This is a genomic window from Streptomyces sp. ATLC9 (genome assembly GCF_057196705.1).
The window spans coordinates 1-19102 of record NZ_JBXUOY010000029.1; the positions used below are offsets into that span (position 1 = coordinate 1).

20 protein-coding genes are annotated in these 19102 nt (G+C 72.0%); 12 read left to right on the forward strand and 8 right to left on the reverse strand.

All coding sequences use genetic code 11. The features are described 5' to 3' along the window. The 6 genes from AC2CJA_RS05420 to AC2CJA_RS05445 all read right to left on the reverse strand — a co-directional run. On the reverse strand, positions 1 to 204 hold a 204-nt coding region (locus tag AC2CJA_RS05420), incomplete at its 3' end, for a tyrosine-type recombinase/integrase (protein ID WP_484601503.1). Between the two features lie 254 nt (positions 205 to 458). After that, positions 459 to 767, reverse strand: a complete 309-nt coding sequence (locus AC2CJA_RS05425) for a helix-turn-helix domain-containing protein (RefSeq protein ID WP_412715702.1) — start codon at positions 765 to 767, stop codon at positions 459 to 461. Positions 768 to 1635: 868 nt separating this feature from the next. Beyond that, a complete protein-coding gene (locus AC2CJA_RS05430) occupies positions 1636 to 2181 on the reverse strand; it encodes a flavoprotein (protein WP_484601504.1) in 546 nt (181 codons plus the stop codon). After that, complete coding sequence (locus tag AC2CJA_RS05435; RefSeq protein ID WP_484601505.1) at positions 2178 to 3374, reverse strand: helix-turn-helix domain-containing protein; 1197 nt, start codon at positions 3372 to 3374, stop codon at positions 2178 to 2180. The genes AC2CJA_RS05430 and AC2CJA_RS05435 overlap by 4 nt, the downstream gene beginning before the upstream one ends. Positions 3375 to 3796: 422 nt before the next feature. Further along, positions 3797 to 4279 (reverse strand): SAM-dependent methyltransferase, encoded by a 483-nt coding sequence (locus tag AC2CJA_RS05440; RefSeq protein WP_484601506.1) that lies wholly within the window; start codon positions 4277 to 4279, stop codon positions 3797 to 3799. 69 nt (positions 4280 to 4348) lie between these two features. Beyond that, positions 4349 to 5737, reverse strand: coding sequence for an NsdA family TPR-like regulatory protein (locus AC2CJA_RS05445; RefSeq protein WP_484601507.1), 1389 nt, complete (start codon positions 5735 to 5737; stop codon positions 4349 to 4351). A 365-nt stretch (positions 5738 to 6102) separates the two neighbouring features. Here AC2CJA_RS05445 and AC2CJA_RS05450 point away from each other — a divergent pair, with 365 nt between their 5' ends. The 12 genes from AC2CJA_RS05450 (at position 6103) to AC2CJA_RS05505 (ending at position 14929) form a co-directional block, all read left to right on the forward strand. Beyond that, a complete protein-coding gene (locus AC2CJA_RS05450; protein WP_484601508.1) occupies positions 6103 to 6375 on the forward strand; it encodes a hypothetical protein in 273 nt (90 codons plus the stop codon). Between the two features lie 230 nt (positions 6376 to 6605). After that, on the forward strand, positions 6606 to 6827 hold the full coding sequence (locus tag AC2CJA_RS05455) for a DUF5999 family protein (protein WP_484601509.1): 222 nt from the start codon (positions 6606 to 6608) through the stop codon (positions 6825 to 6827). Beyond that, a complete protein-coding gene (locus tag AC2CJA_RS05460; protein ID WP_484601510.1) occupies positions 6824 to 7651 on the forward strand; it encodes an SAM-dependent methyltransferase in 828 nt (275 codons plus the stop codon). Before AC2CJA_RS05455 ends, AC2CJA_RS05460 begins: the two co-directional genes overlap by 4 nt. Positions 7652 to 7791: 140 nt before the next feature. Beyond that, on the forward strand, positions 7792 to 9114 hold the full coding sequence (locus tag AC2CJA_RS05465) for an ATP-binding protein (RefSeq protein ID WP_484601511.1): 1323 nt from the start codon (positions 7792 to 7794) through the stop codon (positions 9112 to 9114). Then, entirely contained in the window at positions 9111 to 9536 is a 426-nt protein-coding gene (locus AC2CJA_RS05470) for a roadblock/LC7 domain-containing protein (RefSeq protein WP_484601512.1), read from the forward strand. Before AC2CJA_RS05465 ends, AC2CJA_RS05470 begins: the two co-directional genes overlap by 4 nt. Continuing rightward, positions 9533 to 9913, forward strand: coding sequence for a DUF742 domain-containing protein (locus AC2CJA_RS05475; protein ID WP_484601513.1), 381 nt, complete (start codon positions 9533 to 9535; stop codon positions 9911 to 9913). The genes AC2CJA_RS05470 and AC2CJA_RS05475 overlap by 4 nt, the downstream gene beginning before the upstream one ends. Beyond that, positions 9891 to 10493, forward strand: a complete 603-nt coding sequence (locus tag AC2CJA_RS05480; protein WP_484601528.1) for a GTP-binding protein — start codon at positions 9891 to 9893, stop codon at positions 10491 to 10493. The genes AC2CJA_RS05475 and AC2CJA_RS05480 overlap by 23 nt, the downstream gene beginning before the upstream one ends. Continuing rightward, the gene (locus tag AC2CJA_RS05485) at positions 10490 to 11800 is read left to right on the forward strand and encodes a cytochrome P450 family protein (protein WP_484601514.1); all 1311 of its coding nucleotides are present in this window, start codon (positions 10490 to 10492) and stop codon (positions 11798 to 11800) included. The genes AC2CJA_RS05480 and AC2CJA_RS05485 overlap by 4 nt, the downstream gene beginning before the upstream one ends. Continuing rightward, positions 11797 to 13059 (forward strand): cytochrome P450 family protein, encoded by a 1263-nt coding sequence (locus AC2CJA_RS05490; protein WP_484601515.1) that lies wholly within the window; start codon positions 11797 to 11799, stop codon positions 13057 to 13059. The genes AC2CJA_RS05485 and AC2CJA_RS05490 overlap by 4 nt, the downstream gene beginning before the upstream one ends. Beyond that, positions 13056 to 13511 carry an STAS domain-containing protein gene (locus AC2CJA_RS05495; protein WP_484601516.1) on the forward strand — a complete coding sequence of 152 codons (456 nt, stop codon included), beginning with the start codon at positions 13056 to 13058 and terminating at the stop codon, positions 13509 to 13511. Before AC2CJA_RS05490 ends, AC2CJA_RS05495 begins: the two co-directional genes overlap by 4 nt. 131 nt (positions 13512 to 13642) lie before the next feature. Continuing rightward, on the forward strand, positions 13643 to 13828 hold the full coding sequence (locus AC2CJA_RS05500; RefSeq protein ID WP_484601517.1) for an FxLD family lanthipeptide: 186 nt from the start codon (positions 13643 to 13645) through the stop codon (positions 13826 to 13828). 114 nt (positions 13829 to 13942) lie between these two features. After that, a complete protein-coding gene (locus tag AC2CJA_RS05505) occupies positions 13943 to 14929 on the forward strand; it encodes a TerC family protein (RefSeq protein WP_484601518.1) in 987 nt (328 codons plus the stop codon). Between the two features lie 63 nt (positions 14930 to 14992). Here AC2CJA_RS05505 and AC2CJA_RS05510 read toward each other — a convergent pair whose 3' ends face one another. Together AC2CJA_RS05510 and AC2CJA_RS05515 are read right to left on the reverse strand one after the other, a co-directional pair. Further along, complete coding sequence (locus tag AC2CJA_RS05510; RefSeq protein ID WP_484601529.1) at positions 14993 to 18265, reverse strand: phosphodiester glycosidase family protein; 3273 nt, start codon at positions 18263 to 18265, stop codon at positions 14993 to 14995. A 402-nt stretch (positions 18266 to 18667) separates the two neighbouring features. Next, positions 18668 to 19099 (reverse strand): Rieske (2Fe-2S) protein, encoded by a 432-nt coding sequence (locus tag AC2CJA_RS05515; RefSeq protein WP_484601519.1) that lies wholly within the window; start codon positions 19097 to 19099, stop codon positions 18668 to 18670. Between the last annotated feature and the right edge of the window lie 3 nt (positions 19100 to 19102).

Below are 19102 nucleotides of genomic sequence, written 5' to 3' on the forward strand. Positions count from 1 at the left end.
GACGGATTCCTCCAGCTTCGCCGTATACGCGCGCAGCGTCGTCGCCGTGATGCTCCGGAGCGGAAGCCGCCCCAGGTGCGGAATGATGTGAAGCCGCGCTTTACGTTCCTGGTCCTGCTGGGTCTTGGGAGCTCCCCTCCTGCCCGGCGCCCAGCACAGTCCGATGTAGTCGGCCAGCGTGATGGACCCGTCACGCGGGTCCACGAACTCCCCGCGTTCCTCATCCGTGGCAGACCGGCGAAGCCACGCCTTGGCGTCCTCCAGAGTGTCGAAAGACCGATCACGAACCCCGGGGACACCAGCGACCTTGTATCTCCTCCCCTTACCGTAGCGAGGAGTTCGCACCCTCTTCCCGGTTACCGGATCTCTCTTCTTCTTGATCCAGCGGTCCTCTATGTAGCCGGCCAGGTGATACTCCTTATCGGCGAAAGAAACGGTGTTCCACAGCGTCTGGCCCGTCAGTCTCCGAAAGTGCGGCCGGACCGGTGCTGTGGAGCCAATGCCAGAGGGTCCAGGGCCGGGTTGGACCGGGAGTCGGCCTCCTCCTGTTCCCGAATCCAGGTCTCGAGAGCATCCCGCCGATACACCACTCGACCGCGACGCCCCATGCGGAAACTCGGCGGCCCCTGCCGTCGATGCCGCCAGACATACAGCGTGTGCGGCGAGAGGCCGAGATACTCGGCAGCGTCCTTGACGGTCAGGAAGGCCGCGTGAACGGCACCAACGTCAGAGGATGCCGAGGGGGCAGGAAACGACTTTTCGGGCATGAATGGACTTCCGTGGGAGGCGAGGGGCGTCGAGCGCGAGCGCCGTCAATGATCGCCGTCATCGCCGGTTTGGATAACCGGCGATGACGGCCTATGTTTCGCCTTCTCCATACAGTCGACACGCACGCGAGTATCACCCATCGGACTCCACCGAGAAACGAGCAAAGGGGGAAGAACTTGAGCAGGAAGAGACGTGCGTATTGACGCAAGGAAATCCTCATCGTGTCACCCGGTCGATCGTCCGTTGGCCGTTCGCTTCCAAGGTGTTGTACCTTGACATAGCCGTGAAGAGGATTCCAGCCTTCCTGAGCCACTCTCCGTCTGCCGTGAGCGAATGAAGTGCCAGAATTCAGCCTTCGGACTTCTCTCACCCCTGCTTCACGCGGGGAAACGACAACCAGGTTTTCTCGGTAAACCGGTGAGTGCCCCATGGATCGGACATGGAGCCAAGTCGTTCGAGCACCGGATCCGTCGACACGCGGACTGTTTCGGCACTACGCCCCTGGCATCATTTCCGGGTTCGGGAAAAATCCGGTCAGCTGGCCCATACTTCCGCAAGGCTTCTCGTCCACCGAGGCACCGAGCTCTGGGCGCTGTCCCCGTCTGCTCGATTCGACGCTTGGAAAGCCTCGCTCACCGTGGACGGCGTGGGCGCGGTACACGCCGTCCACGGCGACAAGTGCCTGCCGGGACGTACACGGGAGTACTCTGAACCCCCTCAAACCCCGTACCGCTGGGCCTCATCCCCTGCGCTCCATCGGAGTAGTGACGGCGAGGCCGTGGGCGCCTCGGCCCCGTTGCGCCAGCTCACACGCAGCATGGGCATCGGCGAACAGGGATCGCCCTCATGCGTCCAACCGCCTGGCGATCAGTTCCCGTCGGGAAGCATGTCCTCCACCGCGTCCAGGGCCCGCTCCCACGGAAAGGCCCGGGCGTTGCCCGTCTTGGGCGGGTGCGGCTCGTACCCGTCCTCGCCCAGCAGGACCCGCACGCTCTGGGACCGGAGCGCCTCCACACTGCGCGGCACGGCGGGCTGCGCGGCCTGCGCCTGGTTGAAGAACGGCATCGTCGCCACCGGCACACCCATGTGCACCGCCTCCGACGGGATACCCAGCGCCACCGTGTCCGCGATACCCGCGCCCCACTTGTTCAAGCTGGTGCACGACAGCGGGGCGACCAGCATCGCGTCCGCCTTCGGCAGCGCGTCCTTCTCCCACGGCAGCTTGTACCGGGACCGCACCGGGTGGCCGGTGAGTTCCTCCAGCTCCTCCATCCGCGGCTCCCACCAGGCGGCGGCCGACGGCGTGAGGATGGCGCACACGTCCCAGCCGCGTCCCTGGGCGAGTCGTACGGCCTGGTCGAGGTACTGCGTGGGACCGGCCGCGCAGGCGATCAGGTAGAGCACTCGGGTCATGACCGGAGTCCACACCGTCGGGCGAGGCCGGTCAACTCCGGGCCCGGGGCGGGCACGAGCTCTACGAGGTCACCGACCAACCGCGTCACGGACGGCCGCCGGACCTCTTCGGGAGCGAGTCGCTCTGCTTCCAGCAGGTCCCGGACGGCGTCCTCACGGCGCCTGGTCAGGGCCGCGGCGCGTGCGGTGGTCACCAGATGCCGTGCCTGCCGTTCTCTGCCCAGCCCGGCGAGCGCCGTCGCGTCGATCCGCTGTGCCGCCTCGACCGCGGACCACGCGTCGTCCAGCCGCAGCAGCGTGTCCACCTCGTGGAGTCGCACGTTGGTGGGGCCGAAGCCGGTGAAGTCCGCCCCGTCCTCGCCTTGTCGAGCGGCGATTTCCCCGGCTTCGCCGAGCCGGTCAGCCGTGGTGGCCACGGCCTGCGGGGACCGGCCGCTCCCGGTCGCACCGACGGCGGCCACCAGGTACAGCATGCCCAGGGTGGACAGCCCGGCCGGACCGGAGCGTTCCAGGTCGGGGCGCAAGGCGGTGGCGGTGGCGGTGGCGTAGTCGGTTGCGGTGGCGTACCGCTGCTGGTGGATGAGGCCGCGGGCGACCCGTCGGGCGGCTGCGCCGATGGCCACGGGATCACCGGATGTCTCGGCGGCGGCGAGGGCCCGATCGGCGGCGAGGACGGCCGGGGTACGGGCAAGTGCCCCGTACTTGAACAGCAGTGACGCGGTGAGCTGGTAGGCGCGGGACAGCAGCACCGCGGCTTCGCTGCTCACCGCGGCGGTGCGATGCGCGTCGGCGAGGGCCGCGGGAAGGTCGCGTGCGGCGGCGGTGTAGTGACACGAGGCCCATGCCTGGCAGCAGAAGGTGACGCGCCGCCGCAGGCCGGCCAGGTCGACGACGCGACCGCCTTGGGCGGGAGCGTGGAGGGAGTCGGCCAGCGCCGCCACTTCGGCAGGCAGTGTCGTGGCGGGACCGGGCGGAGGTGTGGGGTTATCCGTCATGAGGCGTTCCAGGGGGATACGAAGGACGTTGGCCGCACGCTGGAGCACCGACAGGCGTGGGTCGGTCTGTCGCTGCCCGCCTTCGAGGTCTTGCACCCAGCGCCGGGACTTGCCCATGAGACGCCCGAAGTCGCTCTGGGTGTAACCCCGTCTCTCTCGCCAGTAGGCGATGCGTCGGCCGATGTGTTCAGTGTCCACGGCAGCCCCCGGTCTCAGGGCACGCACTTTGCGTACTCGCCAGGGTTGTACCTCGCTCTACGTTGCGGCACAACAGCTTGCCGTAACCAAGGGAACGCAATGCCTGTCACAGCCAGTCCCCCCGCCAACACCGACGCGGTCCACTCCGCCGCTGAACGGAGCTTGGTCATTCGAAGCCTGCTGCCTACAGCAGCGGGTCTGAAGCGGCCGGCCCTGCGCGGAACGGGGGAGCTGGGGTGGTAAGCCTTGATGCTCCTCGCGATCACACTGAGCAGTACGGCCCGCCGCCACACAGTGCTGCCCGTTCCGCCGGGCCGGCTCTTCCGGCAGAGGCAGTTGCCCGATGGCGTCGGCACTCGGGCTCGTGCATGAGCGCCGAGGTACCCGGCTGCCCGGTTCAGACACGAAGGCGGCACTCTCGTTCAGCCTTGCTCCGGAGTCTTCCAGTAGTCCTGAAGCATCTCGGTGGGCCAGCTCGGTTGCCGTACCTCCCCTCGGGGTCCGAACTCGTCGAACCAGGGCGCGAGGTCGATGACCGGGGTGCCGTCGACGGCGTCCAGGTCGGTGACGTGCAGGTCGCGCCCGTCGACCTTGAGCAGGCGGGGGAAGGCGAGGCCGAGCCGGTTCGGGCGGCGCATGTTGCGGTGTACGAAGGTGCCGGTCTCCGGCCAGTCGGGGTTGTTCCGGGGGCTGCGGACGCCGATGTGCTCCTCGGCCCGGCTGACCAGGTGGAAGTGGAAGACCACTGTGAGGTGGCTGAACTCCTCGATGCCCTGGAGGGTCTCGACGGGGTACTCGGGGTGAAGCCGGATGACGGACTGGGTTCCGCCCCAGAAGTCGTCGGTGGGCTCCTTACGCCCGCCCACGACGGTCGCGATGCTCCGGACCTCGAATGTCTCCGTCATGCGGTTGGCCTTCCTGTCGTGGAGAGGACCGGGGCCGGCGTGCCCCGGTCGTGGTCGGGTGGTGCCGGCTCAACTGCCCGTGCGCAGCAGGGCGGCGGTCCGGGCGTCGAGTTCGGCGACCGCGCCGATGCCGCGGTTACGGAAGGGCGAGACGACCCGGCGCATGGTCAGAACCGTCTCGCGCGCTCGCCCGGACTGGACTCCGCTCATCGCGTCCAGGGCCCGCGACCAGGTGGCGCAGGCGGCTTCCACGTTGCCCTGGCGGGCTTCGATGGCGCCGAGGTAGCCCAGAGTGACGGCGTGGGTCCGGCTGAAGGCCGCCGCCTTGCGGGTGCGCACGCTGCGGTGGAACTGCTTCTGGGCTCCGGTGAGGTCGCCGAGGTCGCGCAGGGTGCAGGCGGTTTCGTGCGCGAGGCTGGCCTCGCCGAAGAAGAAGACCCGGCCCGGGTCCTCGATGCCGTCGTGGGCGTCGGCGAGGTCGTCCTCGGCGCGCAGCAGCGCGGCGGCCGCTGCCCGCTTTTGTCCGGCGGCGGCCAGGGCTCGGGCGTGGACGACGCCGAGCAGGGCCTTCTCCCGTGGGGTGGCCAGGCGGTAGCGCTCGCCGTCCACGGAGGCCGCGGCCAGACTCAGGGCCTGTTGCGGATGGCCGAGGTCGACGGCCTGGTGGGCCATGGCCCGCAGGATGTGCGCGGCCAGGGCCGGGTTACCGGCCTCGGCGGCCAGTTTCACCGCGAGGGCGAAGTAGCGCTGGGCGATGGCGTGTTGGGAGTCGTCGAAGGCCATCCAGCCGCTGAGGTAGGCCAGCTCGCCGGCGGCGGAGAACAAGCGGCGCCGCGTCTGCTCGCTGGCACAGGAGCCGTTGAGGCAGTCGGCGACGTCGGAGGCCAGGTAGGCGACGACGGCGGTACGGCCGTGGCCGCCGCCGTGGCGCTGGTCGCGGCGGGAGAAGAAGCCGCCCATCTCCTCGATGGCCTCGACCTCGCTGTCACCGACCTTGCGTCCGGACGCGCCTCCGCGTGCGCCGGCGCGCTGGGGTGCCTGCTGCCACCACACCTGGGTGGGCAGGGCGAGACCGGCCACCGAGTATGCGGCGGTCCCCAGGACCTGTCGGCGCTCCATGTCCAAGTCCTGTCTCCCCAAAGCGTTCAGCGCGACCAGCGTATCGACGGCCCAGTCGGGCACCGTGGCGGCAGCCGGGTCCGGATCGGAAAGACCGATGTCGGCCGGCGTGACCGGGCGCTTCAGTCCCCGGGACAGCGTCTCGCACAAGATAGCGGGCGCCTGGCCGCTCGGTCGGGTTCCCAGGATCCATTGGGAGATGTGCGAGCGGGTCGCCCCCGTCCACTCCTCGACGCCGCTCTCGGCGGCGACCCGGACGAACTGTGCGGCGACTTGGGCCTGCGACCAGCCGGTCTGCGCGATCACGGCCGCGAGCTTGGTGTTCCGCGTACGCGCCACGGTGCACCCCCATACGCAAAACGATCTTTAGCAGGTTTAGCAGCACTACCGCCCTCGACGGCATACCCACTCCGCGTGATTCGCGGTTCGCTCAACGTATCGACTTCTCGCCGTACTCGGCCACAGAAAGGAGGAAATCGGTGATTTCGGCAACGCCCCACCTGGTGCCAACCACCGTCGGTCCCCTCGACGCGCCGCCCGCCACACCGCAGACCACGGAACACAGTGTGCTTGCCCCGCTCGCCCTTGCAGGAGTGTGGTGCGAGGCGCTCGTCACCATTGAGAGCGGCACTGGCACGAGGCGGCGAACAGAGCGGCGGTGGGACGCGTACGCGGCACCCTCCCCCTGCGCGGCCATCCGCTGGATGCGGAGTTCGGTGCAGACGGTGACGCCGACCCTCGGCCGTCTCCAGCGCGGATACGTGCTCGACCACTGGGTGCACGGCCCCGCCTCCCTGGAGGACTTCGCTCGCCTGGGCCGGGGGCGTTCCTGTTCGCTGACGGTCTACCGGGACGGGGACGAGATCGCCTGGCGGGCCCGTGCGGTCCGCTTCCTTCCCGCCGCTGCGGTCAACGGTCGCCCGTCACGCGCCTGCCCGCACCGCCGCATCCGTACGGGGGCCTCCCATGCCCGGTGAGAGCAGCGACCGGGCCGGGTGCCTTGGGAGCACCTGGCGCTCGGCGACACAGAACCTCGGAGCCCTTCTGGTCTGGGGGATCCTCCTGAGCTTCGGCATATGGGGGCTGTGGCCGCTCCTCACCTTCTACTTCGGCGGATAACGCACCGAGCCCCTCCCTGTTCTGCCGTGCGGTGACCGTGCCCCGCTCGCCCCGAGAACTTCCCGTATCGCTTTGAAAGGACCGACCCGTGTGCCAGCACCAGCCTCCCTACCCGCCTGCGGACACCGATGAGGAGGACGCCCGCCTCGTGGTGCATCACCCCAAGCAGGGCTGGGCGCTGCGGAGTGACGGCGCCGTGTTGTTCGAAGACACCGGCCTGCTGCTCGCCGACGGCCAGGTCGTCCTCCCGCACCGACTCCAGGACGCCGGCCGTCCGGTGCCCGAGGTCTCCGGCCGAAGCGCGGCATGAACACAGTCGCCTTCCCTGCCGCCGCGGCCCTGGCCTGCGGGCCGGTGGAACCGTCCCGCAGGCCCAGTTCGGCCCGCCTGTCCAACCTCCTGCTGGGCGGGAAGGACCACTACGAGTGCGACCGGCTCCTCGCCGCGGAGCTGTTGGCGGTCGCGCCGGGGTTGGAGACGGCCGCGCAGACCAACCGATCCTTCGGCCACCGAGCCGTCCGGCTCATGGCCGACCGGGGCATCGCGCAGTTCCTCGACCTGGGGTGCGGCCTGCCGTACGGGGAGAACCTGCATGAGACGGCCGCCGCCCGGCACCCCGACGCGCGGTTCCTGTACGTCGATCACGACCCTCATGTCATCGCCCATGCCCGAGCCCTGATGAGTGCGCAAGGGCCTGCGGTGACCGCGCACCTGCTGGCCGACATCCGGCAGACGGAGACGGTGCTGTCCTCGCCCGAGGCTGCCGAGGTCCTCATCCCGGGCCGGCCGGTGGGGGTATTGGTGTACGCGGTGCTGCACCTGCTCGGCGACGATGCGGCCGCCGCGCTGCTCGCCGCGTTGCGGGGTCGGCTGCCGCCTGGGAGCTGTGTGTCCGTCACTCACCCGGCCGCGGACCTGCGGCCCCAGGACGCCCGGCACGAGGCCATGCTGTGCGCTGCCGCGGGCCTGCCTTTGTGGCACCGCACCCGGCGGGAGGTCGCTGATCTCCTGGGCGGGCTGGAGCTGCTGGAGCCCGGCATCGCCCCGACCGGGGCGTGGCTGACCGACCACCTGGCCGACCACCTGGGGCTGTCCGCGTCTGCCGCGTGGGCCGCCATCGCCGCTGTGCCCTGACCGGCGGCTCTTCCCGAGACCGGCCGCCGGGGTGCGATGCGCCCCCGGGCCGTGCGGCTTCCCCTGTGGCTCACGGCGCGGGCACCGCTCGCACCCCGGTGGCCCTCCACTCCACCCGACTTCGCTTGGTGAGGACTGTGATGACCCTGTTGGTGACGGCCGTGCTGGCCGTCCTGCTCGCCGCCGTGGTGGTGGCGCTGATACGGCAGGTGCTGGCCCGGCGCCGTCTGGAGCGGCGGCATGCCACCGCCCTCCGGCAGCGCGAGGAGCGGATCCGGCAGCTTGACCGCACCCTGAACGCGGCCGAGGGCGAGGTGTGGCACCTGGCCGGTGAGCGGGTGCCGGCCGGGGTGGCGGGGCTGTGGGACGGCCAGAGCCGTGAGGTGCCCGGGCTGCTGCATCCGGAGCTGAAGGGCACCCGGTTCGCTGCCGCGTTGGACGCGGTGCTCGCGGCGCTCGGCGAGGTGCCGGAGCAGGCCGCCCGGCGGGCGGAGGACGCGGCGCGGGCGGCGGTGGCGACCACGTCGCGGTCGATGGCCGCTCTGGTCCAGGAGGTCCAGGCGGCGGTCTGGGCGATGCTGGAGCGGCACGATGACCCGAAGGTGCTGGAGGACGTCAGCCGGATCGACCACACCGCCAGTCAGCTCGGCCGCCGCGTGCAGGTCATCTCGGTCCTGGCCGGGTCCTGGCCCGGTCGGCAGCGCGAGGACTCCCCGCTGCTGGACGTGGTGCGCGGCGCGGTCTCCCGCATCCGGGACTACCAGCGCGTCAGGGTCACCGGTGAGCCGCCGGTTCTGGTGAGCAGTCAGGCGGTCGAGGCGGTGATCCTCGCGCTGGCCGAACTGCTGGACAACGCCGCCCGCCACTCCAGCCCCAACACCCATGTCCAGGTGGCGTTCACCACCGGGCACAACGGGGTGGCCATCAGCATCGAGGACGCCGGGATCGGTCTCACTCCGGAGGAGAGGGCGCGGGTGGCGGCGCGGCTGTCGGGGCAGGCGCCGGTGCTGCTGACGCAGATGCCCAATCCTCCGCGCTTCGGGATCCCGGTGGCCGGTGTGCTCGCGGCCCGGTACGGGTTCCGGATCAAGGCGGACCAGGAGTCCGCCTACGGCGGGGTGCGGGCCGTGGTCTATCTGCCCAACGACCGGCTGGTGACCTCCGCCGCCCGGCAGGCCCGGCCGTCCCCGCCGCCGGCCGCTCCCGCCCCACAGGCCGCACCCGACGCCGCGCCCGCCGGAGCGCTCCAGGCTCTCGTGCCCGCGGAGCGGCCCGGTGGCCTGCCGCAGCGCCGGCGCCGGGCCCGGCATGCCGCCGAACCGGTGCGGCCGCGGCAACCACCCATGCAGTCCCCCACCGAGGCGGGCACCCTCGGGGCGTTTGCCCGGGGCCGCCGCGCCGCCCAGGACCACAGCTCAATCCCAACCGCCTCTCCCGCCGATGAAGGGAACACCACGCGATGAGCGCACACCACAGCAAGGCTGCCGACCTCGGCCGCGTCCTGGACACGGAGCTGATCGAGGCACTCCCGGGGGTTCTGCGGGCCGTGCTGGTCTCCCGGGACGGTCTGGTGGTGACCACCTCGGATGGGGTGGAGCGGAACCTGGCCGACACGATGGCCGCCGCCGCGTCGGGCCTGCTGGCCCTGAGTAGGCAGGGGGCGGCCTTCGCCGACTGCTCCGACAGTCCCCTGGAGCTGACCCTGATTCAGTACGGGGACGGCTACCTGGTGGGCATGGCCGCCGGCGCGGACACCTATCTGGTGGTGGCCGCCAACCGAAACGCTGACGTCGAGACCCTGTCCTACGCCGCGCAGAAGACGGTTGACCGGATCGGCCGCGTGATGGGCGTGGGCGCCCGGAGCGCCGCGGGCCCGCAGTCGTGACCCGCCCCCGGCGGGACCGGAGCGCCGGACTGGTACGGCCGTATGTGGTCACCGGCGGCCGGTTCGCCCCCAGCCGCAACCATTTCGACCACATCACGCTGGTGGTGCGCGGCGTGCGGGGCCTGTCGCGCGCCGAGCTGGGCCCCGAACAGTGCAGGGTGCTGGACCTGCTGGAGTCCGGGGCGCTGTCGGTGGCCGAGATCGGCCACCACCTGGGCCTGCCGATCAGTGTTCTGCGGGTGCTGCTGTCGGAGCTGATGGAGCACGGCCACATCACCACCCGGTCCACCATCCTCACCCCCTCGGGGCCCCACTCCGGGGGCCCCGACCGAGACCTGCTGGAGGCCGTCCTTGCTGGACTCCGCGCACAGCTCTGAACCGGCCGGCACCCACCTGCGCGGCGACGAGACGACCGTGAAGATCCTGGTCGCCGGCGGCTTCGGGGTCGGCAAGACCACCCTGGTCGGGGCGGTGTCGGACATCGAGCCGCTGCGGACCGAGGAGACGATGACCGCCGCCTCCGTCGGCACCGACGACCTGGCGGGCCTGCCGGACAAGGAACGCACCACCGTGGCGATGGACTTCGGCCGTACCGCCCTGAGCGACAAGATCGTGCTGTATCTGTTCGGGGCGCCCGGCCAGGAGCGGTTCTGGCCCCTGCTGACCGACCTGGCCCACGGGGCGCTGGGCGCGCTGGTGCTGGTGGACACCCGCCGTCTGGAGGACGGCTTTCCCGTCATGGACCGGCTGGAGGACCTCGGTCTGCCGTATGTGGTGGCCGTCAACCAGTTCCCCGACGCCCCCGCCCACCCCGTGGCGGATCTGCGCGGCGCGATGGACCTGGAGGAGCACACTCCGCTGCTGCTGTGCGATGCCCGCGACCGCACCAGCTCCCTCACCGCCCTGATCGGCCTGGTGTCCCACCTGCTCGACCCCACCCCGGAGCCCGCCCGATGACCACCCCGCACACCTTCGGCACCTCCCGGCCGCCCGCACCCGGCTGCCCCTACGACGGCGGCCAGGCCACACCCGCCGGCCCGTGGCCGCTGCCGATCCACGGCCCGGCCTTCAGCGCCGACCCCCGCGCCACCTACGCACAACTGCGGGAGATCGGGCCGATCGCCCCGGTGGAGATCGCCCCCGGCGTCCACGGCTACCTGACCGTCACCTACGACGCCGCCCTCCACCTGCTGCGCAACACCCCGGGCAAGTTCGCCAAGGACCCCGCCCAGCACTGGCGGGCGCTGCGCGACGGACAGATCCCTGCCAACAGCCCGGCGCTGATGATGATGCAGCCCCGCGACAACGCGCTGTGGAAGGACGGACCGGAGCACGCCCGGCTGCGCGGCGCCATCACCGGCAGCCTGGCCCGGGTGGACACCCACGCCCTGGCCGCCACCGTCGCCCGCATCGCCGACACCCTGATCGACCGCATCGCCGCCCAGGGTCATGGCGATCTGATGACCGACTACGCCGACCCGCTGCCCATGCAGACCCTCATCTCCCTGTTCGGCTGCCCACCCGAGCTGGGCATGAGGATCGTGCGGGCCATCGCCGCGCTGTTCGACACCGCCGCCGACGCCGCCGCCATCAACGCCGAGCTGGGGGCCGCCTGCCTGGAGCTGGCCAACCTCAAGCGCCGCCGGCCCGGAGCGGACGTGACCTCCTGGCTGCTGGCCCACCCCGCCGCCCTGACGGACGCGGAGATGGCCCAGCAGATCATCCTCGTCATCGGCGCCGGCACCACCCCCACGACCAATCTCATCGCCAACGCCACACTGCTGATGATCAGCGACGAAGAGTTCAGCGGAGACGTCTTCAGCGGTGTGCGGCCGGTGTCCGACGCGATGGACCACGTGCTGTGGACGGACCCGCCGGTGGCCACCTACTGCCCGCTGTACGTGCGGGAGCCGGAGACCTACCGCGGTGTCCGCCTGGAGCCGGGCGTCCCCGTCCTCGTCTCCTTCGCCGCGGCCAACGCCGACCCCGGGTTGGGGATCGACCCCCGCCAGCGGTCCGGGAACCGCGCCCACCTGGCGTTCAGCGCCGGGGTGCGCGGCTGCCCGGCCCCGAACCTGGCCCGCGTCATCGCCGAAACCGCCGTCGAGCACCTGCTGGACCGCCTGCCCGGCCTGGACCTGGCCGTGCCCGCCGACCGGCTCACCCGTCGCCCCGGCACCTTCCACTCCGGCTGGGCGGCCCTACCCGTGACCTTCCCGACCGCTGCTCCGACCACCGCGCCCGCCCCTGGAGGCACCTCATGAGCATCCAGCCCACCACGCCCACACCCGGCTGCCCTTACCGCCTCGACCCCGACGCGGCCGACATCCACACCGAGACCGCCGCCCTGCGCGCCGCCGGCCCGGCGCCGCTGGTAGAGCTGCCCGGCGGCATCACCGCGCGGCTGGTCACCGACCCCGGCCTGATCAAACGGCTGCTCACCCACCCCCAGGTCTCCAAGGACGCCTACCGGCACTGGCCCGCCCACCCCACGCTGCCCGAGGACTGGCCGCTGCGGACCTGGGTGGATGCCCGCAACGCCCTGACCGCCCACGGTGAGGAGCACACCCGGCTGCGGCGCCTGATCGCCCCGTCCTTCGGCGCCCGCCGCATCCGCGCACTGGCCCCGGTCATCGAGGAGATCACCGCCGACCTGCTCGACGGCCTCGCCGTACTCGACACCGGCGGTCCGGTGGACCTGCGCGGCCACTTCGCGTGGATCCTGCCGCTGACCGTGGTCAACACCGCCCTCGGTGTCCCCGCCGACCTCCACGACGGGCTCCGCGACACCATCGGGAACCTGTTCGCCACCAACCTCACCCCCCGGCAGGCGGTGGAGACCGTCACCGCGGTCTACCGGCTCCTGGCCGAACTGGTCGAGATCAAGCGGGCCCGGCCCGGCGACGACGTCACCACCGACCTGATCCGCGCCCGGGACGAGGAGACCGGTACCCGGCTCTCGGACCAGGAGCTGCTGGACAGCCTCATGCTGCTCATCGGCGCCGGCCACGAGACCACCGTCAACCTCCTCACCCACGGCACCGTCGATCTCCTCACCCACCCCGACCAGCTCGCCGCCCTCCGAGCCGGCTCGGCCCGATGGGAGGACGCGGTCGAGGAAATGCTGCGCCACCAGCCGCCCATCGCCAACATCATCATGCGCTTCCCCACCGAGGACATCACCGACGAGACCACCGGCACCCACTTCCGTACCGGCGAGCCCCTCGTCATCAGCTACACCGCCGTCGGCCGCGACCCTGGCCTGCACGGCGAGAGCGCCGGCACCTTCGACATCACCCGTCCCACCCGCCGCGACCACCTGTCCTTCGGCCACGGCCCCCACTACTGCCTGGGCGCCGAACTGGCCCGCCTGGAAGCCCGCATCGCCCTGCCGGCCCTGTTCGACCGCTTCCCCGACCTCACCCTGGCCGTGCCCCCCGACGAGTTGCGCCCGCTGCCGTCGTTCATCTCCAACGGCCACCAGACCCTGCCCGTCCACCTCACCCACCAGGCGACACCGTGACCGACACCACCACCGACGACCGAATCCCCCTCAGCCGCTACGCCCAGATGGCCTGGCACACCGACGGCCCGCACACCATCACCACCATCACCGGTTCCCTGGAAGTCGACGAGGGCGTGCCGTTGCGCGAGCGGCTGTGGGCGCTGGTCGAGCAGGGCAGCGGTGACCTGGTCCTGGACATGAGCGGCGTGGACTTCCTCGACCCCACCTGTCTGGGGGCGCTCGTCAGCACGGTGAAGAAGGTGCGGCCGCAGCCGGGCCGGACCGTGCGCGTCATCCCCAGCGACCGTGTCCGCAAGGTCCTGCGCCTCACCAGCCTGACCAAGGTCTTCCCTGTCCACGAGACCCTGGACGAGGCGTTGCGCGCCGCGGCCTCCAACACCGAGAACGTTCACCGTCTCCCCGCTGCGGAACACTCGCACGCCTACGACGGCGTCGCCACCAAGCCCTGATCTGCCCCGCCTTTCCCGCCGCAGGGCGATCGAGGCGGACGACACGCCTGCGGTACGGGCTCAGAACTCCCGGACCCCGTCTCAGGGCCCGGGTCGTGCACCATCAACCACTGCCCCCAAGGAGGCACCGCATGACCATTCAGTTGGAGCGTCCGGCCGCGCCCGCGCAGCCCGACGCTGACGCCGTCGCCGAGGCCGACCCGTTCAACCTCGACATCACCTTCGTCGAAGGGACGCCGGCGACCGAGACGATCCTGATGTGCAGCACCGGTGACACCTGCGGCAGCTCCTGCCCGAGCGCCTGCGTCACCTCGTAAGCCGAGTCTGTTCGGCAGTGGGGGGCGGGGGGGGGGGGCCCCGCGCGCCCCCCCCCCCCCCCCCCCGCCCCGGGCGGAGGAGACCTCCGGCAACCGGAGCCGGAGGATTCCTGCATGGATGTTTCCACGACCACCTGGGTGCTGACGATCGTCGGTCTGTGCGCCCTCATCGCCGTCGACTTCTTCATCGGCGGACGTAAGCCGCACGAGGTCTCCATGAAGGAGGCCGGCACCTGGACGATCGTCTGGGTCGTCCTGGCGATCCTGTTCGGCGTGGGGCTGTACGCCGTCGGCGAGAGCCGGGCGGCGGGCGAGTTCGCCGCGGGCTACATCACCGAGAAGTCGCTCAGCGTCGACAACCTCTTCGTCTTCGTCCTGATCATGGCGAAGTTCGCGGTGCCCACCATCTACCAGCAGCGCGTGCTGATGGTCGGTGTGCTCATGGCCTTGGTGATGCGCGCGATCTTCATCGCGGCCGGCGCCGCGCTGATCTCCACCTTCTCCTGGGTCTTCTTCATCTTCGGCGGCTTCCTCATCTGGACGGCCTGGAAGCTGGTGCGCGAGGCCCGCGCCGAGGAGCAGGGCCACGAGGAGGAGGCGTACGAGGAGAACCGCCTGCTGAAGCTGGTCGAGCGGCGCTTCCCCTCCACCTCCCGGTACCACGGCACCAAGCTGTTCGTCGTCGAGAACGGCAGGCGGCTGATGACGCCGATGCTGATCGTCATGCTGGCCATCGGCAGCACGGACCTGCTGTTCGCCCTGGACTCCATCCCGGCGATCTTCGGCCTGACCCAGGACCCGTACATCGTCTTCACCGCCAACGCCTTCGCCCTGATGGGCCTGCGCCAGCTCTACTTCCTCATCGGCGGACTCCTCAAGAAGCTGGTGCACCTGTCCTACGGGCTGTCGATCATCCTCGGCTTCATCGGCGTCAAGCTGGTGCTGCACGCCCTCCACGAGCAGGGCGTGCACGTCCCGGAGATCTCCACCCCGGTGTCGCTGGCCGTCATCTGCGGTGTCCTGGTCGTCACCACGATCACCAGCCTGCGCGCCTCCCGGAAGCTGGGACGCGAGGAGGAGCGGGTCGCGCCGCGCGACTGATCCGGTACGTCCCGAAGCGGCGGTACGGCCGGGCCCCGCACCCGGCCGTACCGCCGCCGCGCATCAGCGCACCACCACGACCCGCCGCTCCCGCCGCTCGCCGCTCACGGCCACCGCCACGGTCACCGTTCCCGGTCGCAGCCCCGTCAGGGTGCCCGCCGCCGGGTCGAGGAGGGCGACACAGCCCGCCCGGGCCCGCGCCCGCCCCGCATCCCCGGTGCACAGGCCCCGCGAACCGGTCCAGTCCGCGCTCAGCGGCCAGCCCACCGGCACCGTGCGCGCCGTGCTCCCGCCGCCCTGGACGACCGCGGCGGAGACCTTCCCCGGCGCACCGCCGACCGGCACGGTTCCGGGCGAGGTCAGGGAGAGCCCGTCCACATGGGGGCGGGTTTGGACCGAGATCCAGTCCCGGTCGGAGCCCTTGTCGATCCCGACCAGCGACCAGCCGCTGAAGCCGCCCTCACCGGCGGGCGCGGCCGGCGCCTTGCCCGCGTTGCCGTTGACCAGGTACGGCACACCGTCCACCCGGGAGGCGTGGAAGACGCCGGCGTGCGCCCCGACGAACACCGCCCCCTTGCCGCTGCGGCGGCGGAAGTCGCCGAGCCAGTCCTCCAGGAGGTCCGCCTCCAGCCGGTCGGTCAGCCGGCTGCCCCGCTGCGGGGTCGGATCGCGCGGCGGTACGTGGGCCAGGACCACGACCGAGCCGATCGCGTCCTCCTGTGCGGCGGAGTCCAGGCGCTCGCGCAGCGCCAGGATCTGCTCCCAGCCGCCGCCGCGCAGGGTCAGCGAGGAGGTGTCGAGGGTGATGAAGCGTGTGCCCTCGTGGTCGAAGGAACGGTGGGTGTCGCCGAACTCCGCGCGGAAGTTCCCGATGGAACCGCCCATCACCTCGTGGTTGCCCGGCACGTAGTACCAGGGCACCTCCTCTCCCAGCTCCTCCTCGAGCACCCGGCGGGCGAAGGCGAGGTCCTCGGGCGAGCCCTCGTCCACCCAGTCCCCGTTCACCACGGCGAAGTCGGGCCGGGCCGCCCGCACCTCCCGCAGGGTGCGCCGGGCCATGCGCACCGCTTCGCCGCCTGGATCGCGGGCGACGAACTGGGCGTCGGAGACCACCGCGAACCGCCAGTCGCGCCCGGCCGTGTCCGCGGCCGTCGAGATCAGCGGGTCCCGGTGGGGGCCGGCGGCGGGCAGGTCGGCGTCCGGCGGGGTCCGGGCCGTCAGTCCGTCCAGGACGACCTCTCCGCGGTACAGCTCGCCGGGCCGGGTCTCGGCCAGATAGAACCGCCGGACCTTCAGCGGGTGGGCGACGCCCTCGGGTACCTCGAAGGCGATTCGTCGCCAGCCGGTCCAGGTGACGTGCGGGCCGCGCAGTATCTGCGAGGTTCCCTCGGCGTCGGTGAGGTGGAGCGAGGGCCAGGCGCCGTGGCCGTCGCCCTTCAGCCACAGGGTGAAGCTCTGCGGCTGGCCGGTGACGGGGATCTGCTCCGGGGGGCTGGCGTAGGCGGCGCGGGTCGCGGTGGACCGCGTGAAGTCGTACTCCATCCGCAGTCCGGCGCCCTCGTGCCCGGCGGGGTCGGCGGACAGGGAGCCGGAGGCGCGTGCGGCGCTGAAGGTCCACCGTCCGGCGTCGTCGAAGCGCGCCACGTCGCGGTCCGTCAGGCCGACGGTGACGGCCAGGACCGCCTTCTTCCCCGCGACGGTGGCCCGGACCAGCCCGGAGGCGGACCCGGCGCCGCCGGTGGCGGCGACGGTGAAGCCGCCGCGCGCGGGGTCGGGGTCGATACGCAGGAGCGAGCGGTCGTAGTCCAGCGCCACGTCCGAGGGGGCGATGGGGGCGCTGCGCCCCTCGGCGTCGAAGCCGGTGAAGCCGAAGGGTGCCTTGGCACCGGGCCCGGGGAGCCCGACCCGCTCCCGGGTCGGGGCGATCCGCTCCAGTGGGCCCAGCACCGTCAGGGCGGTGGAGCCGCGGGCGTGGCCGCGGCGCGCGACGGCCTCGGCCGTCCCCGTCGCGCGGGCGTGGAAGACGCCGTCGCGGTCCACCCGGCCGACCTCGGGGCGGGAGCTGTGCCAGCGGGGCGCCGCATCCGCCGGACGACGCTGCGCCGGCCCGTCCGCCGGGCCGTACGTCTCGTCGTGGCCCGCGGCGGTGAGCGCGCGGGTCAGACCGGGGAAGATCCGCTCCGGATGGCCGCCGGGGACATTGTCCGCCGAGGGGGCCCCGGCCGGCTCCGCGGCCGTCTCCACCCAGAAGCCCTCCAGGTTCCCGCTGCCGTCGGGGGCGGTGACGGCCAGCCCGTTGGGGACCTCCCGCTCGGAGCCGTCGGAGGGGCTGTTCTCCACCTTCGGATCGTCCGAGCCGGGCTCGCGGACGATCAGCGTCGAGGAGCCGCCGCCGTCGAGGTTGAGCGCGTTGTGGGCGCCCAGCCCGTCCATCATCACGGCGAGTTCGGTGAGGGTGACGCCGCCGGACGCGGCCTGGCGGCCGTCCACGGTCAGCACGTGCATCGTGGAGCCGTCCCGGGAGAAACCCACGGCGGTGCGGGGAGCGGCGGTGTTGTTGGGCTGCCCGTCCCAGTTCCGCGGCTCGCCGTCCTCGACCAGCACGCCGCGTCCGCCGACCGCGGTGCGGGGCATCTCGCCGCCGTCGGTACGCAGCCCGTACTCCCAGCTCACCGGATCCCCCGGAGCCAGCGCGGCCAGAGCCCTCGCGCCCGCGTCCCGGCCGAGCAGCACGGTTGCGCCCCCGGGCACCGGGCCGCTGCCGGGGGAGTCGTCCACGCCGGTGACCCGGCCCCCGGAGACGGTGACCTCGGCGACCTGTGACGCGTCGTCCACGGCCAGGGCGCGGTCGGCCGCGCCCCACCGCGCGTTGTAGGCACCGATGCCGTCGGCGGGGACGTTCGCGGCGTTGTAGGCGGCCAGCGGCTCGGTTCCGCCGGGCAGGGTGAGGACGCCCTCGAAGTACAGACCGAGGACGCGGCCCGCGCCGTCCGCACCGAAACCGGCCGCCTCGTGGACGCCGGGGGCGGGTGAGTGGGTGATCTCGCCGTCGTCCAGGCCCGGGCCGAGCGGGGCGCCGGTCTGGTTGATGTCGAAGAAGTCGGCGTTGAAGGCGGCGACGGTGCGGCGCCCGGGGCCGGGGTCGTGCGCGGCGGCCAGTTCGGAGACGGTGGCGCGGTCGGAGACGGAGCCCGGCGACAGGTAGTCGACCCGCGCGCCGCCGTCGAGATCGACGCTGAGGGCGTCGGCGCGCAGCCACTTGTCCGGCTCCAGCCGGTCGAACGAGGTCAGTGTGGTGCCGGGCGCCACGGGCCGCACGGTGCGGGACAGCTCCATGCCGGTGGCGGTGCCGGTGGCGGTGGCGGTGCGTAGGGGAGGGGAGAGCGGAGCGGTGGAGGCGGGGCCGGCCACGACCGGCGGCACCAGTCCCAGCCCGAACGCGAGGACGGCGGCGAGACGGACCGAGGTCCGCCCGGAGGCTCTTCTGACCCGCGACCTTCGTGACACGACATCACCCACAGACGCTGCGAGGGAGCGCGCTTTCCGCGCGTTCAGCGCCACAGGGTGGCAAGGCCGCCCGGTCCGCACCAGAGGGCGTGCGCGAACATCGCCGGAACAACACGCGTTCCCCGTGCGTCCGCTGGACCGAACGGACGCACAGGGAACGTAAGGGGTGAATTGGGGCGGAATGCCGGGTCCGGTCGTGTTCAGCCGCCGGGCCCGGCTGTTCCGGCCGTGTCAGTCGCCGGGTCCGGCGACGAGTCGGCCGCCTCGAATCCTGACCGGGACCGCGGGAAGCGGCGCGTCCGCCGGACCCGCCAGCACCTCGCCGCTGGTGGTGTCGAACAGGCTGCCGTGGCAGGCGCAGTCGGCCTCCAGTTCCTCCACCGAGGTCAGCACGCAGCCCGCGTGGGTGCACACGGCGCTGAACGCCTTGTACTCGCCCTCGGAGGCCTGCGAGACCACCAGCTTCCTCTCGCGGTACAGCCGGGCGCCGCCCACGGGGACGGCATCGGCCGCGCCGAGGTCCACGGGCGCGGTCGGGACCGCCGGAGCCCGCCCGCCGCCCCCGCCGGAGCAGGCGGTCAGACCGAGGCCCGCGGCCCCGGCGAGGGCCGCGCCACACAGCGCGGTGCGGCGGCCGGGCGGGCCGGGGAGGTCGCCGCTCATCGT